The organism is Paenibacillus daejeonensis DSM 15491 (genome assembly GCF_000378385.1).
Taxonomy (GTDB): Bacteria; Bacillota; Bacilli; order Paenibacillales; family Paenibacillaceae; genus Paenibacillus_D; species Paenibacillus_D daejeonensis.
Genome location: NZ_KB899660.1, coordinates 248,678 through 262,661, shown reverse-complemented (window position 1 = coordinate 262,661; position 13,984 = coordinate 248,678). Strand labels below are relative to the sequence as shown.

The 13,984-nt window shown below is 44.6% G+C and carries 16 protein-coding genes, 1 pseudogene and 1 riboswitch; of the genes and pseudogenes, 14 read left to right on the top strand and 3 right to left on the bottom strand.

Annotated features, from left to right (window positions below):
* The first annotated feature begins 2 nt into the window (after positions 1 to 2).
* The 5 genes from F556_RS0108050 to F556_RS0108030 all read left to right on the top strand — a co-directional run bounded on the left by F556_RS0108050 (position 3) and on the right by F556_RS0108030 (position 2,723).
* Positions 3 to 548 carry a GNAT family N-acetyltransferase gene (locus F556_RS0108050; RefSeq protein ID WP_020616415.1) on the top strand — a complete coding sequence of 182 codons (546 nt, stop codon included), beginning with the start codon at positions 3 to 5 and terminating at the stop codon, positions 546 to 548.
* Between the two features lie 54 nt (positions 549 to 602).
* A complete protein-coding gene (locus F556_RS0108045; RefSeq protein ID WP_020616414.1) occupies positions 603 to 935 on the top strand; it encodes a hypothetical protein in 333 nt (110 codons plus the stop codon).
* An 87-nt stretch (positions 936 to 1,022) separates the two neighbouring features.
* The gene (locus F556_RS0108040; RefSeq protein WP_020616413.1) at positions 1,023 to 1,562 is read left to right on the top strand and encodes a hypothetical protein; all 540 of its coding nucleotides are present in this window, start codon (positions 1,023 to 1,025) and stop codon (positions 1,560 to 1,562) included.
* Positions 1,563 to 1,866: 304 nt separating this feature from the next.
* Positions 1,867 to 2,118: a hypothetical protein gene (locus F556_RS37035; RefSeq protein WP_083937925.1), complete on the top strand. Its 252-nt coding sequence runs from the start codon at positions 1,867 to 1,869 to the stop codon at positions 2,116 to 2,118.
* Positions 2,119 to 2,132: 14 nt separating this feature from the next.
* Positions 2,133 to 2,723 carry a hypothetical protein gene (locus F556_RS0108030; protein ID WP_020616411.1) on the top strand — a complete coding sequence of 197 codons (591 nt, stop codon included), beginning with the start codon at positions 2,133 to 2,135 and terminating at the stop codon, positions 2,721 to 2,723.
* 397 nt (positions 2,724 to 3,120) lie between these two features.
* On the opposite strand, the pseudogene F556_RS33535 reads toward F556_RS0108030, so the two are convergent.
* From F556_RS33535 to F556_RS33530, 3 genes and pseudogenes are all read right to left on the bottom strand, one after another.
* Positions 3,121 to 3,713 (bottom strand): annotated as a pseudogene (locus tag F556_RS33535) (YdeI/OmpD-associated family protein).
* A 101-nt stretch (positions 3,714 to 3,814) separates the two neighbouring features.
* Entirely contained in the window at positions 3,815 to 4,729 is a 915-nt protein-coding gene (locus F556_RS0108015; RefSeq protein ID WP_020616409.1) for a phosphotransferase, read from the bottom strand.
* Complete coding sequence (locus tag F556_RS33530) at positions 4,666 to 5,517, bottom strand: MerR family transcriptional regulator (RefSeq protein ID WP_020616408.1); 852 nt, start codon at positions 5,515 to 5,517, stop codon at positions 4,666 to 4,668. Before F556_RS33530 ends, F556_RS0108015 begins: the two co-directional genes overlap by 64 nt.
* A 156-nt stretch (positions 5,518 to 5,673) precedes the next feature.
* Between F556_RS33530 and F556_RS0108005 the strand changes: the two genes are divergently transcribed.
* From F556_RS0108005 to F556_RS0107965, 9 genes are all read left to right on the top strand, one after another.
* Positions 5,674 to 5,886 (top strand): hypothetical protein, encoded by a 213-nt coding sequence (locus F556_RS0108005; protein WP_020616407.1) that lies wholly within the window; start codon positions 5,674 to 5,676, stop codon positions 5,884 to 5,886.
* On the top strand, positions 5,886 to 6,740 hold the full coding sequence (locus tag F556_RS0108000) for an RCC1 domain-containing protein (protein ID WP_020616406.1): 855 nt from the start codon (positions 5,886 to 5,888) through the stop codon (positions 6,738 to 6,740). The genes F556_RS0108005 and F556_RS0108000 overlap by 1 nt, the downstream gene beginning before the upstream one ends.
* An 11-nt stretch (positions 6,741 to 6,751) precedes the next feature.
* Entirely contained in the window at positions 6,752 to 7,540 is a 789-nt protein-coding gene (locus tag F556_RS0107995) for a P-loop NTPase family protein (protein ID WP_020616405.1), read from the top strand.
* A gap of 166 nt (positions 7,541 to 7,706) precedes the next feature.
* Positions 7,707 to 7,849: riboswitch (FMN riboswitch) on the top strand.
* A 131-nt stretch (positions 7,850 to 7,980) separates the two neighbouring features.
* Positions 7,981 to 8,997, top strand: coding sequence for a DMT family transporter (locus F556_RS0107990; protein ID WP_020616404.1), 1,017 nt, complete (start codon positions 7,981 to 7,983; stop codon positions 8,995 to 8,997).
* A gap of 306 nt (positions 8,998 to 9,303) precedes the next feature.
* Positions 9,304 to 9,927 carry a DUF6199 family natural product biosynthesis protein gene (locus tag F556_RS0107985; protein WP_020616403.1) on the top strand — a complete coding sequence of 208 codons (624 nt, stop codon included), beginning with the start codon at positions 9,304 to 9,306 and terminating at the stop codon, positions 9,925 to 9,927.
* Positions 9,928 to 10,036: 109 nt separating this feature from the next.
* Positions 10,037 to 10,552, top strand: coding sequence for a hypothetical protein (locus tag F556_RS0107980; RefSeq protein WP_020616402.1), 516 nt, complete (start codon positions 10,037 to 10,039; stop codon positions 10,550 to 10,552).
* A 325-nt stretch (positions 10,553 to 10,877) separates the two neighbouring features.
* A complete protein-coding gene (rsgA, locus tag F556_RS0107975) occupies positions 10,878 to 11,990 on the top strand; it encodes a ribosome small subunit-dependent GTPase A (RefSeq protein ID WP_026297169.1) in 1,113 nt (370 codons plus the stop codon).
* Between the two features lie 35 nt (positions 11,991 to 12,025).
* Positions 12,026 to 12,682, top strand: coding sequence for an ATP-binding protein (locus tag F556_RS0107970; RefSeq protein ID WP_020616400.1), 657 nt, complete (start codon positions 12,026 to 12,028; stop codon positions 12,680 to 12,682).
* Positions 12,683 to 12,890: 208 nt separating this feature from the next.
* Complete coding sequence (locus tag F556_RS0107965; RefSeq protein ID WP_051108697.1) at positions 12,891 to 13,865, top strand: aminoglycoside phosphotransferase family protein; 975 nt, start codon at positions 12,891 to 12,893, stop codon at positions 13,863 to 13,865.
* Positions 13,866 to 13,984 lie beyond the last annotated feature (119 nt).

Below are 13,984 nucleotides of genomic sequence, written 5' to 3'. Positions count from 1 at the left end.
ACATGAAAATTAATGAGCGTGACTATGAAGTTAAGGGACTAAATTACTCTATAAGGTCGGCAGTTGCGATTGATGCGCTTCCATTATCCAAAGTAAGGTTACAAATAGATGGTGAAACTGAAAATATGGATAGAGAGAGTGGAGAAGCTTATTTAGATGAGGAAGCATTTGCACACATCATCAAAGCCGATGATGAACACTCAAGAAAACTCTTTTTAGTGGCTGAAGCCGAGGGCTCAATTATCGGATTTGCAAGGTGTGAAGGAAATGATTTAAAAAGAACGATGCATAAAGTGGAATTTGGGGTATGCCTATTAAAAAACTTTTGGGGACATGGAATTGGTACAAATTTTTTAAAAGAATCGATAGCCTGGTCTGATTCCATCGGCATCAAGAAAATACAGCTCAATGTACTGGAAACAAACACAAAGGCGATTGGTTTATATAAGTCCTTTGGTTTTGAGATTGAAGGAATATTGAAGCATGATAAATTACTTTCAGACGGGAATTTTTATGACACCATTGTTATGGGGAGATTAAAGCACTGACGTAAGACTGATTGGCTTTTACTTGGATATGCATATGAAAGGCTGAAGACAAAGATGGAGAAGTTGGGCTTCGAGGATTACTTGGTGATTATTATCTGCTTTATGATCTTTGCCTTTTTGCACCACTTAACTTCTATCTTATTTGAAAAGAAAGGACATGTAGAAAGATCCTTTCGATGTACAGTTATAGCCAAACATGATGAAGGAGTACCTTTTGGAAAAGTAGTTATTGTGAACTACATAATCGAATTAGAAAGTGATTTTAATGTTAAGAAGGAATTCAGAGCAATTGGGAAATTTAAGTATTTCCAATATGATAAACTTGAGATTGGTACAAGGGGAACAGCATTTGTAAGAGATGATGTGATTTATAAATTTAAGGTGTAGGAGTCTTCGTGAATTACGTCTATATATTTCAGCAGGAGCTATTTTGCCTATAGTTATAATAAACCGAAAGGAGGTGAAAATTAAAAAATGGATATTACATCACTTATCAATGATCTGGAAAGGCTTGGATACTATAAATATACGGCTGATGAAAAAATTAATGTTTTAAAAAAAGAATGCCTAGAAGGGGGATATGCATTCGGGTGGGAAGAGACCTGCCGTGATTTTCATGCGGATGCGGAGGATTTGGCCGAAGGCGGCATAAGTTTATTTTTAACTGAAATAGAACCTTTTCTATCTAAACAAGGAATACGACTAGCTGATATTAAAGAATCGTTTGATGAACGAGGTTCTACAATTGAGATTAATGGGAAACGATCTGTTATCTATGATCAACAAGAGTTGAAGCATAAAGATATTTGGTCATTAGCAACTAGTCGAACCATTGAAATCATTAACGAATTATTGGCTTCCACGAATGAAAGAGCCTACATCTTATATGGAGGAAATGACCAACGAGTTATCTTTCTGACGTCGGCCATGTTTGAACTTATACAAGTTACAACACTTATAGAAGAAATAGAAAAACCACTTAGCCTGGAACAATTCAACGCGACGCTGAGTTAGGCTAAATCATTCAAACTCAATACTTACGCAGGTGGAGGGGGAAGTTTCATTTGTACAGAAGATCCCATAATTAACTGGTTTTTATCACAGGTCTTGGATTTGAAATGATGATCAAGCAAGTGGCAAAACATAGATTATCTCTTACTCAAGCAGCGCCACTCTTATTTGTACTACAGGTATCCAATCTTTGTTTGCCCTTGGTGCGGTGATGAAGAGTGCGGGTATATTTCCGTGCTTATCGAAAGGGAAGATGACGTTGTCATCTGACTTATCGCATACATAAATTTTGAGAATGAGGAGCATTATGTTGACGTTAAAAAGGTTGTTGTGGATATCACTAATAGTTGGTGTTTTAATTATCATTTTTAGTTTCGTTAAGCATCCTGGGATTCCATTTCAAGACCCAACTGTGGAAATGTTATTAGAGTATAATAAAGAGGCAAATTTAGCTGATGATCTGCAGTATTACGGGTTACTTATAGCTATAGGAAGTATATGTGCAATAGGTATAATGAATATTATCATTAAATTTAAAAGTATCACTCGTAGAAGTTAATAAGGGAGTCGTCTATGCCATATACCAAAGCCGTAATTATTGACCCTTACTTCGACAAACCAAGTTGGATAGTCAACGATGTTTTCACGACAGAATATATGATCTTGTCTTCCGCATCCAGTAGTCATGAGGTTGAACTTTTTTTGACGCATCTGTTTGGTTACAACCATATTAATGTGGAGCAGTCATTAAGTGAATCGTATAATGAGTTGTTCGAGCAAGAGCAGGTTGCTCTCTCGGGAGGAATCGCATTCTTTGATGATGAACATCGAGTTATCCTACCCAGTTGCTGCTGCGGGTTGGAGGATTTGATAGATGTCAAAGACTCGGTTACTAACAGACAAAGCCCTTGGTTGGGACACGATCCCTCGCCAGGCATAACCTATGCCAGTGATCAAGCTCTGGTGTGGCCGGATGATCCGGAATCCTATATCAAAAGTGATGTAATAACTTTCCTATACGCAGAACTTATAGATCAGCTGGAACTCACAAAAATAGAATTACAGGCTTTTATCGACGGACCTCTATATAACTGGATTGATAAAGAGAACCGAGAGGTCGCACATATGATGAAAGATAAAATGAAGATATGGTTTTTGGAATGAACGTCCCCATGGGGAGGTCTATTGTATTTGGATACGGAATGTATTGAATTGAAGATCACGGAGATTACAAGGAAATCATGACTCACTTGATTCGTATGTCCAGGCTAGAGTTAGAAAATCTCAGGGACTATGTGGATATAGAAAAAGGTCAAGCTTGGATAGCATTTAGCCATAATAAGAAGTCTTACAAATGGAAAATGAACATTAATTATGATTGGCTGGATACGGAAATCTTTTTTTAATTTAATTATCGCTTCAAAACCAACACGAAAAAAGAATGTCAATGGCCTAACTGGACCAGCATGTTTTGATAGGTTGCATTGATAAGAATCAATAGAGATAAGAACACATCGTGAGGTAACAGGCCAGATTGCAAGCTGCGAACTGGCCTTACGTTTTAATCTTTCAATCCTTTGCCGTCCATAATATGTGGGAGATACTTCTCAATTCTGGCATCACGTGTTTTGGATTGTTTGGGTTGCGAAAAATAAAAGATGTACGCTCGTTGTCGTCCCGGCGTCAACGCTTCGAAAGCCGTTTTCAGGTCCGGCAATTCCACGAACTTGTTGGACAACTCTTCCGGAATTTCATACTCGCTGTGCTGCTTGTACGCTACCTGCAGACCGGCTTTTTCGACCTCAATGGCTTCATCGATATAGTCTTTAATAATCAGCTGCAATTCGTCGATCTGCTGCAGACTCGTGAACCGTAGCTGGCGGGCGGCCTGAACATTCTCCGTTTGCTGGATGAGGAGTCCGTGGGGTCCTTGAGCAGAGCACCTTTGTGAAACAGGAGGGCGCAATATTCTTTGAAACCGTGAATCAATACGACATTCTTCTCCTCATGCATATAACAAGGATGCATCCACTTCATATCCTCGGTTAAGTCGCAATCCAGTGCAATCTCGCGCAAGGCTTCGAATTCTTCTTTCCACGCTTTAGCTTTTCTCATGAATCCGTCCACTTTGGGATTACGCTTAGTTTCTGTCATGAAGGTACACTCCCGATAAGATCAGAATCGATTCTTAGTATATCCAAACTGGCTAGCGTTATAGATAGCTATAGCCCCCTAGCCGCAACGAAATAATGAGCCTAATCTGACAGTGCCCGCATGATGTTGGATTTCGCCTCTGCCGCAATTGCTTCATTCCCGTCATCGATCGCTTGCATTAAGATCAATATGGGGATGTATACCGCGATCAGCCGCGCCAGCAGCTTCGTTTCCTCGTTCACTCCTCCGTACGTTTCGAAAAACACGCTGCGAGCGTAAGGTGGTAAAAAGCTATAAGCAACGCTCAAATCACAAGCCGGATGGCCTACGTTCAGATCGCCCCAATCAATGATGCCGGACACGATCCCGTTCTCATTCACAAGCATATTTTTGAAATGAAGATCGCCATGTAGCAGTGCATTCACCGCCTCGACACGGTCCTTTTGCAGACTGCTAATGTACGCTTCGATCACACCGGACTCCTCCGGCGACAAGTGTTCAACCACCTTCGATAGAAAGCCCTCCAATTTCACTTTGCGCGATGCGATGTCCGTCAAGTTTCGGTGATCATGCTGAACGCCGCACTTCAGCGCTGCCTGCACCGGAAACTCATGCAATCTCCGCAGAAATTTAGCCAGCGTCTCTGCCGATAAAGCCCGGTGATCTTCCGTCAAACCGATTGGGAAATCTCCTGGCACGTGGGCATAGCCAAGAAATGGTGCCGAGTATTCCTCACTGGCTTCACCATAAAACAACGGTCTCGGATAGGGGATGGTCAAATATGCCTCCAGCTGCGGCAGCAGCTTTCCTTCCATACGAATCGCGGCAACTGCAAACGTTCTTCTTGGAAACCGGAACACGTACTCGTCACCGACGAGAAAAACCGTATTGTCCCAGCCCCAGCCCAATCGCTTCACTTGCTTCGATGACAGCTGAGGGAATTGTCTGCCGATCAGCGTCTGCGCCTGCTCTTCGTTAACCTCCCACTCTGCATCCCATACATTCGTTCCTCCCATGAATTGTCTGCCTCCTCGTTCCTTACGATATTTAGATGTTTACATTCTCTAGTGGAGTGGTTAGTCCCAAACGGCTCAAACTGTCCACTTTCCACCTGCTGACATAGCTTGTCCAGAGCGGAGATACTTCTAATCTGCAAGCGATTCATGATATCCAGTTGCTGTCGGACCTTCTCCAGGAACGCCTTGATCTCTTTATGGTTCGAGAAATCAAATGCTTGATAGGTCTCCTGCATGGTCTGGAAAAAATGCTTCAATCGGTGGGTCCGCACTGAGAGCTTGATGGCGTTCAAGGTCAAAAGCTGGCGGATATGCGCTCCGGTATAGATCCGATAGCCGTTATTCCTATTTCTCTCAGGCGTAAGTAAGCCCGCCTTTTCCCAATATCGAATGGTGGTTACCGGGATGCCAGTTTCGCTGCTGATTTCCCCGATGCTCATCATGCTTGAGGACTCTGGAGGCCCAGACTGGTGAAGCAGAACATCCACTGTTTTAAGATAGCTCTGCCGCTCATGCCACAGATCGGTTTGGGCTTTGTTGGCAATCCATAGCGCATCATCGATGTGGGCTGCTTGGACTTTTCCTAATACAGCAGTGATGAAGGTTAAGTCAAAAGCTGGCAGCAACGCCCGAATGCATAGGAAGTACGCCACATGCTGATCATCGTAATACCTGTATCCCGCAGGAGAACGGGGGACGCGCGGCACCAAGCCACGTTCTTCATACCCTCTTAATGTAGTTGTGCTAATGCCCAAGTGTCTCGCCAAATCAATGGGACGAATGCTCATCTCTTGATCTCCCTTTCTGCATCCAGAACATTATACTATAGGTGTAAGGTTTGATCGAGTTCGGGTCTGAGAACTAAGGATTGCGATGAAGATAAGTTTACTCGTTGCACCTATGTTATACAATGAAACTGTATGGAAGGGGAGGTCATGAGAAGGATGGAACAATTGTCAAAGCAGGAGTTGGAGGAGGCGTTACCCCCAATTACGTCGATCATTAGCAAATGTGAAAAAGCACAAGTCAAGCTGATGGAAGGTACCGCGCAGCATTCACTTCTGAGAAATCGGATCAAGGCCTTGCGTGTGGCAGAGAATTTAATTCATCAAGCCTTGAAAAATCTCAATCCGCAAGATAACCGAGGCACTACCTAATGAATAAGTGCATCCAAGACACTACTGCGATCCTGGCAGCGGGCCGGGGTCATAGCGTGGGTATCAAGCGGGATGGCACGGTGGTCGCAGTAGGGGATAATACATACGGTCGATGTGAAGTCGCGAGCTGGAACAATATCCAGGCAATCGCAGCTGGCAATGTTCACATGGCAACGAACACGGGGAACACACATACGCTTGGTCTCCATACTGATGGTACGGTGATTGCCGTGGGCTGGAACAAAAATCAACAATGCGAGGTAGCGGATTGGCGCGAGGTCATAGCGGTTGCGGCAGGCTGGCGCCATTCCGTTGGTCTGAGAATTGATGGAACTGCCATGGCTGTCGGACGTAATAAGGAAGGCCAATGTGATGTGCTAGATTGGTCTACTATGGTGGTGATCGCGGCTGGGGATTGGCATACGGTGGGTGTAGCAGCGGATGGGACAGTCAGGGCTGCAGGGAATAATCGCTACGGACAGGGCCGTGTAAAGGATTGGACCCGTGTAGTCACTGTTGGTGCAGGATATCTGCATACCGTTGGCCTTCGAGCAGATGGTACAGTGCTTGCTGTTGGAAGGAATCATGAAGGACAATGTGATGTAGGGACCTGGCACGATATTGTTGCTGTGTCCGCAGGAAGTAACCATACGGTCGGCCTTCGATCGGATGGCACAGTAGTGGCTGTGGGACTGAATGACTACGGTCAATGCAACGTGACTAGCTGGAAAGATATTGTAGCGGTTTCCGCAGGTTGTGCTCATACGTTGGGGCTTCAATCGAACGGCACAGTGATGGCTGTGGGGGACAACCGCTTTGGACAATGTGATGTTGGTGATTGGAGTCTTTGGTAAGGAGGTAACAAATGAGAACAAAACACCGGTTAATACTCATTGAAGGTCTATGCGGGACGGGAAAAACTACCTTGGCAGAACGGCTGAACGATTATCTCATGCAACAAGGCCAACGATCGCGCTTATATGATGAAGGAGCAGAGCAGCATCCTGTGAGCTTGAATGGTCATGCGTTTTATAGAGAAGCGGCTTATCTGAACTTGTTGTCACGTTTTTCAAGCCTTTCGCCTGTTATCCATTCCCTTGCTATGGAGGATAACCAAAAGTATTTAATTCCTTATCGTGGTATCACTGAATTTCGTGAGGTCAACGAATTGTACGAGGAACTAAGCTCAAACGAACTGTGCTGGACCAATACTCCTCGAGCTACGTTTGCAGAATTCACCTCTCTTATCCAACGACACTGGGGTAGGTTTGCCGATGCATCGATGGATTCAGAGGACATATATGTCCTGGAAGCAGTGTTCTTACAACATCAAATTCATGATCTATTAAAGCACTATCAAGCGGACAGTCAGCAGATTCAAGCGCATATCCAAGCGATTGCATCGCAGCTAACGGGATTAAATCCTATCTTGATCTATTTAAGTCAGCCTGACGTTCGGAAGCAGCAGCTATGGATTTCAGACATTCGCGACAAGCCTCATTTTGCGACTGAGGCAAACATTGCTTTTATGGAGAGACGCAAAGCGCTTGAATCAACAATCATAGCAAGCCTGCCTTTTCCCGCGTTCATCATTGAGAATACTGCGCTGGAGTGGGACAGCGTTTTACATGAAATGATTGATCTAGTCAGATGAGGAGCGATTCAGAGCTTCTAATTAACGTATTGACAACTACTCAATTAATCCTTATGATTATAAAATATTGATACTTACTTTTTTAATGTGTCCAATACAGTTGTGAGAAACATCATAGCAGTGTTATGGGACGCCAGGTATAGTAGCATTAATACATGATACGCATAGAGATCTTCGGGGCAGGTGAAATTCCTGACCGGCGGTGATGCTGCAAAGCGAGCCCGCGACTCCCCCAAGCCGATCACGGCAGGGGACTGACCTGGTGAGAATCCAGGGCCGACGGTAAAGTCCGGATGGGAGAAGATCGCCATGTTAAAATGAGCCTGCGGCTTGTTTTATTTGGCTAGCCCCGTTTTGCGCATTTTGGCGGAATGGGGCTTTTGCAACTCCATAGCAAGGGAACACCCTGAAGGTTGATGCGAGATGAGGAGCAATCAACCATGAGTAACCTGATGTCATCGTCCCTGTTAAAAAAACCGGCCGTCAAGCCTGCTTTTTGGTTTGTCGTCCTCGGCTCCGCTCTCTGGGGCGTCGATCCGCTGTTCCGGATGATGCTGCTCAAGCATCTGACCTCGACCCAGATCACGCTGCTGGAGCACGTCATTCTGGTATTATTTATGTCGCCTGTCCTGTGGAAACATCGTCAGCAGTTGAAGCTTCTCAAGCTGCGTCATGTAGGCGCACTGTTGTTTGTCTCGTGGGGAGGCTCTGCACTGGCCACGGTGCTATTCACTCAAGGGCTGGCGTCGGGCGACTTAAACTCGGTGCTATTGCTGCAGAAGCTTCAACCGCTGTTCGTGATTTTGATGGCGAGATGGCTGTTGAAGGAGCATCTACCCAGGTCGTTCGGGGGCTTGTTCATCCTGGCGATTATCGGCACGTATTTGCTAACTTTCGGATGGCAGCTACCTTTCTCGAATGTGAGCGACGTGCTCCAGGCTGGCAGTCTGATGTCGATCGGCGCAGCGATCCTATGGGGCGGCTCCACGGTGATGGGACGTTACCTGCTGGGTACGGTCAACTATGAGACGGTCACGTCCTTGCGATTTATGCTCGCGTTGCCGCTGCTGATGGCGATGACCCTGGCCGAGCGCCAAATCTGGTCGTTGCCCGGCGAAGCGGGAGGCATGGCCCTGATGGGTGTTAATCTGTTGCTGCATGCGCTGTTGCCAGGCTTGCTAAGCCTGTTGCTGTATTACAAAGGACTCAGCCGCATCAAAGCCTCTTATGCGACTTTGGCAGAGCTTAGTTTCCCGATGGTCGGCGTGCTCATCAACATTGCCGTATTCCAAGAGGTTATTACGATTCCCCAGATTGTTGGCTTTATCCTGATCTGGGCCGCGCTACTGATAATCTCGCGTCAGCAAGAGCAGAAGGCCGGAGCGGCTGCTGATCTGCCGCAGGGCGTCTCTCTGAGCGTCGTGGACGGTGGTCAGCCTTCCAGACGAGTCGTCTAAACCACAATCCTTCCCGACAACAAGCAACATTGTTGAGGGAAGGTTTTTTTGTTTTTGTACTTTAGAGTAACGGATACGTCATCGTTAATAGAGGATTATACCTGGATGGAGGGGAGTTAAGTGCTAAAGGTGGCTTTTTTACATAATGTTTGCTATGTGAAACCGATTGTCTGATTGGGACGTAAAGGATAAACAAAGAAAGGATGAGCGCGTATTTCTAACCTAACAACAATAATCCAAAAAATAAAGAAGCCTACTTTTATTTTCTTCTTTGTCCTTATCTTAGTGTCTATCTGGGTGGGTGTTTTGTCAAAGCCGTATTTCACGGACCGTGTCTTCTCCCTGAACCAAAATATCTACAAATTCGCTGCTGAGGAAGATCAAGTCGTCACATACCATAGTAGTACGGATGCTCCCATCCAGGTAAGTACGGACGACGAGCAGCATCGTACAGTGACCATAGACGGACAATCCTATGTCATTGCGGACAAAAGTGTCCCTTATATGCCCCAGTTCCAAGTGACCTATCCGAATGGAAATATCTACAGTGTCGAAGATCAAAATGGCATGCTCTTAAGCTACGATGACGAAGGCAATTTCTTTATGTTTGTTCAAGTCTACGCCAACGGTGAGCGGATTACCGAGGAAGGGGATGAAGATGTTCAGCCATCGGCGCTTGTTACCGCGGCCTACCCTGAATACCATGACAAACGAGGCATGCCGGGATTTCTGTTTCTGGCCCTCGGGCTGATGATCTTGGGTTGGTGTAACTTTCGCTACCGTGCCTTCCAAGATGTATTGTTCCATCTATCTCCGCAGCGGTTAAATTACGAAAACCCCGAGCCAAGTGATTTCTATTATATCGGCTGCAAGATTAGTGGCATTGCCATTATGATTGGTTCAATCGTTGTCGCTTTTCAAGCTTATTAAGTGCATATGTATTCTACCCATGGAGACCATCAGTCGTTGATTTACCGGGGCAGTATACTGCAACAAACCTCTCCATACAGTCGTCAACAGTATTACTGGGGGGATTAGTATGAAGAGGGTGCTTTTGGGTATTTCTGTTTTACTGTTAGCTCTTTCTGGGTGTAGCTATGATTCGTTTTTAAGTCAGAAAATCCAAATGCCTGAAGAGAAACCGAACGATTTTAATTTCTTTGTTAGTTATGGATATGGCGATTTAAATAAAAATGAAATCAATACCTACGAAAACTCTGTTACTAAGGACTTGATCATGCATGGTAAAGCAACGGCAGAATTGTCATTTAGCCCAGATGAAATGCAAAAGATTTATGACAAAATGAAAGAAATAAACATGATGCAAATAGACGAAATTAAACAGCAACGGGGCTGCTCTAAGGTTCCGAGTACTACAGACAGCTGGAAAATTACAATTAACGGTGAAACAAAAACACTGTCATGGACGGATGAGGATTGTAAAGTGAACAGTGTCGAGCAACAATTGCTGGACTTAAGAACATATATTCAACAGATCGTGAGTACAAAAGATACTTATAAAGCATTACCTGAAGCAGTGGGTGGCTACGATTAAATCCAGCAAATAATATCTCAGAAACACATTTCAGTGAATTATGAGTTTGCTATTTCCTTATTATGGTCCGTGTGGTATAGTTGATTTAAATTTGGTGAAGGAGGCTGATGTATATGTGCGAAATGAAATGGAACCTGTCGGTTGTCGTGAATAACATCGGTCTCTTCGGGAACGTCTAAGATTTAATTGTTTTTGGTGAATTAGCCAAAGCCAGTTAACAACCCCGTGAGAGACCGTATTCGGATCTTGCGGTTTTTTTATGGCCGCAGAATCATTGCGGTCTTTTTGCTGTGCAAATTTTCTTTGAAAAAGGGGTTAATCCGTTATCAACCAACTAAATCATGAATCCACTATTACAGCTTACGGCTGGAGTCGTCATTGGGAAGATAGTTTTGCAGCAACAATCGCTTCCTTATCGAGTAACAAAGAGCTTGTGCCTGGGAGAATCATCGCTCAATATTCCCATGTGTATCGGGTCATCTCGTCAGACGGCGATAAGATCGCCAAGGTTAGCGGGAAGTTCGAATATGATGCTGAAGCAAGAGGTGATTTTCCGGCAGTCGGTGATTGGGTGCTCATAGAATTGCTGAAAGGCGACCCAAATGTGATCATTCACGCTGTGCTTCCTCGCCATTCTGCTATGACACGGAAGCAAGCAGGGAGCACCATTGAAGAGCAAATTATAGGAGCGAATATCGATAAGATCTTTCTTGCTACTGCGCTTAATCAGGATTATAACGCTCGCAAGCTTGAACGTTTCTTAATTGCTGCATGGGAGAGTGGTGCTTCACCTGTCGTGTTGCTAACTAAAGCAGATCTCTGCGATGACACCGAAGCTATTCTACAAGAGGTCCAATCCATAGCACTGGGTGTCCCCGTTCACTGTATTAGTGTCCAGGACCGGTTAGGCTTAGAGCAGCTTGATGACTATCTGACGCCAGGGACAACCATCGCCGTAACGGGATCTTCCGGTGTTGGGAAGTCCACATTATTGAATTGGCTAGCTGGACATAACGTCCAGGAAGTTCAGGATATTCGTAATCAAGATTCCCGCGGACGCCATACAACAACGCACCGTGAGTTATTTTTGCTTCCCTCTGGTGCTCTGCTGATGGATACTCCGGGCATGCGTGAACTACAGCTCTGGGATACCGTAGAAGGATGGCAGCATACCTTTGCGGATATCGAACAGTTGGCCGAGCAGTGTCGATTTCGCGACTGCCGCCATGAAACTGAAGTGGATTGCGCGGTTCAAACAGCTCTTTTGGACGGTAGCCTCGAGCCGCTGCGTTTGGCAAACTACCGTAAAACGGAGAAGGAGCTGGCTCACTTGGCCCGCAAGGAGCGAAATGTAAATCGCAAGCGCAAAAAGGAAGCTGTGCGTAGTCCGGGCAGCAAACCAAAGCATAGAAAGGAATTCCAAGGGGAAATCGATTAATAAACGACGTCTTAAAGCCTGCAAAGGAGTTTTGTATGACTATTATCAGTATCGAAGGTGCGAGCGCTGTCGGTAAGACAACAACATCAAGTACATTAGCAGCAAGGTACGGGGGGTGTCACATACCAGAGGTTAATACCTGGTGGAAACGTCCAGAACCTGGGTATCCAGAATGGTTCTTTGAACGTCAAGTTGACCGGTGGAGAATAGCCAATGAAAAGCTGAGTGAGCATCGCTTTGTTGTGATAGACATTGATCTATTTCAGCCTTTCTGGTATAACTGGGCTTTTGATTTTACGCTCTTCGATGGGCAGTCTCTTGATTTTGTGGCAGACTTCTATCGCAAACAACTTCTTGAACAAAAGATTGGTTTTCCAGATCACTATTTTTTGTTAAGCACAAATGAAATTGAACTGCGTAAACGGAAGAACGGTGATACAACAAGAGGCCGTCGAGGATTCGAGATGAATGTAAAGTTTATTGAACCGCAGAGGCATTACTTTAAAGCCTTGAATTCATTTATTCCTAACCTGGTTCATTTTATTGAATCCGTTTCAATCGAAAACAATGTGAAGCAAATTGCAGAGATCATTCCTTCTCGATCTAAGGATCATACGTATTCAATCGAGTTGCTTGATTTTATGAAGAACTGGCTTGGAACCAATAAAGCATCAGATTATTCTTTGAAATAAAATCTGGATATCCATATTTGATTTAACAAACGATACAAAAAAACCTTCGGCAACGAGCGGCGTTTCCGAAGGTTTTTGTATGATGATTTTTTCCAAGACCTTATTCAACATCATATCAGAGCTTGCAGAAACAGTCTATACTTTGCACCAGAATTTGTATACAGTTAGGTTGCTGGCCGGCAAATACCTATCCATAGGAGTGCTGTACATGGTTATAAATGACCATCTCAAACTTTCTGACTTAGAAGAGTATCTACGACGTGTTTTTGGTTCCGACTATAAGTTGTCAACTGTATCGAACATGCATGGCGGAGCGCAAAAAGTCGTCTACAAAGTAAAATGTACAAATGGATTCTCCTGTGTGCTGTATGTATGGGATGCTTCAAGGAGCTATTTCCAAGAGGACATGGCGAATCAGTTGAATGAGGAGCGATCCTATGGGAGCGATTTATTTCAGGCAAACAACACCTATCTGACTCAGCAGGGGATTCAAACGCCGGCGATTTACGATCTGAATACGGATCGGGACCAATACCCTTTTGACTATGCGCTTGTCGAGTATGTATCTGGACCTAACTTGGAAGTGTTATTACGAGAGTCCGACCCCAAGATGCATAATCTCTTGCTTGAACGAGTCGGAGAACTGTTGGCCAATATGCACGGTATTAGACGAGAGGTGTATGGCAAACTCAATGCACCATTGTTTCGCTTCCCAGAATGTCACTTGTTGCAAGTCAAGAATGCCGAAATACAGTTGGCCTATGCCGCACAATTTATCGAAGAAATTAGGAATTATAAGTCAATGCTACTCGATACCTTGTATCGATTGGAGGCGAACCTTAGGCCTAGAACGGACTACGGATGGATTCATGGCGAACTGGGGCCTGACCATATCTTAATCAATGAGAAATTGGAGCCTTACTTGATAGATATTGAAGGTGCCATGTTTTTTGATCTTGAGCATGAACATAGCTTTCTTGAGATGAGGTTTGGGGAAGATTACAGGTATCTGAAGAGGGAAGATCTTGATGCAGCAAGAATGCACTTCTACCGGTTTCACCATCATATCTCATTACTATCAGGTGGTTTGAAGCTGCTTCATCGAGGTTTTCCAGATCAACAATTTGCCAAAGGTCTAGCCGATTATCACTGCGATTGTGTGTTGCGATATATTGTGCAATGAATTATGTGGAATTTGTTTATGTTTTTACCTCATATCACTGCAACTTCCATTTTAGCAAATTCGTCTTATAAACTGAGGTGATGGGGGAATGCAGCGGTATACACGTGGGGGACAGATGT

What these genes read in the sequence shown, in the direction of transcription:
- F556_RS0108015 (WP_020616409.1), bottom strand. Translation starts at nt 4,729, where the DNA reads ATGGGAGGAACGAATGTATGGGATGCAGAGTGGGAGGTTAACGAAGAG.
- F556_RS0108000 (WP_020616406.1), top strand. Translation starts at nt 5,886, where the DNA reads ATGAATAAGTGCATCCAAGACACTACTGCGATCCTGGCAGCGGGCCGG.
- F556_RS0108045 (WP_020616414.1), top strand. Translation starts at nt 603, where the DNA reads ATGGAGAAGTTGGGCTTCGAGGATTACTTGGTGATTATTATCTGCTTT.
- F556_RS0107980 (WP_020616402.1), top strand. Translation starts at nt 10,037, where the DNA reads ATGAAGAGGGTGCTTTTGGGTATTTCTGTTTTACTGTTAGCTCTTTCT.
- F556_RS0108030 (WP_020616411.1), top strand. Translation starts at nt 2,133, where the DNA reads ATGCCATATACCAAAGCCGTAATTATTGACCCTTACTTCGACAAACCA.
- F556_RS0107970 (WP_020616400.1), top strand. Translation starts at nt 12,026, where the DNA reads ATGACTATTATCAGTATCGAAGGTGCGAGCGCTGTCGGTAAGACAACA.
- F556_RS0107995 (WP_020616405.1), top strand. Translation starts at nt 6,752, where the DNA reads ATGAGAACAAAACACCGGTTAATACTCATTGAAGGTCTATGCGGGACG.
- F556_RS0107965 (WP_051108697.1), top strand. Translation starts at nt 12,891, where the DNA reads ATGGTTATAAATGACCATCTCAAACTTTCTGACTTAGAAGAGTATCTA.
- F556_RS37035 (WP_083937925.1), top strand. Translation starts at nt 1,867, where the DNA reads ATGTTGACGTTAAAAAGGTTGTTGTGGATATCACTAATAGTTGGTGTT.
- F556_RS0108005 (WP_020616407.1), top strand. Translation starts at nt 5,674, where the DNA reads ATGGAACAATTGTCAAAGCAGGAGTTGGAGGAGGCGTTACCCCCAATT.
- F556_RS33530 (WP_020616408.1), bottom strand. Translation starts at nt 5,517, where the DNA reads ATGAGCATTCGTCCCATTGATTTGGCGAGACACTTGGGCATTAGCACA.
- F556_RS0108040 (WP_020616413.1), top strand. Translation starts at nt 1,023, where the DNA reads ATGGATATTACATCACTTATCAATGATCTGGAAAGGCTTGGATACTAT.
- F556_RS0108050 (WP_020616415.1), top strand. Translation starts at nt 3, where the DNA reads ATGAAAATTAATGAGCGTGACTATGAAGTTAAGGGACTAAATTACTCT.
- F556_RS0107990 (WP_020616404.1), top strand. Translation starts at nt 7,981, where the DNA reads ATGAGTAACCTGATGTCATCGTCCCTGTTAAAAAAACCGGCCGTCAAG.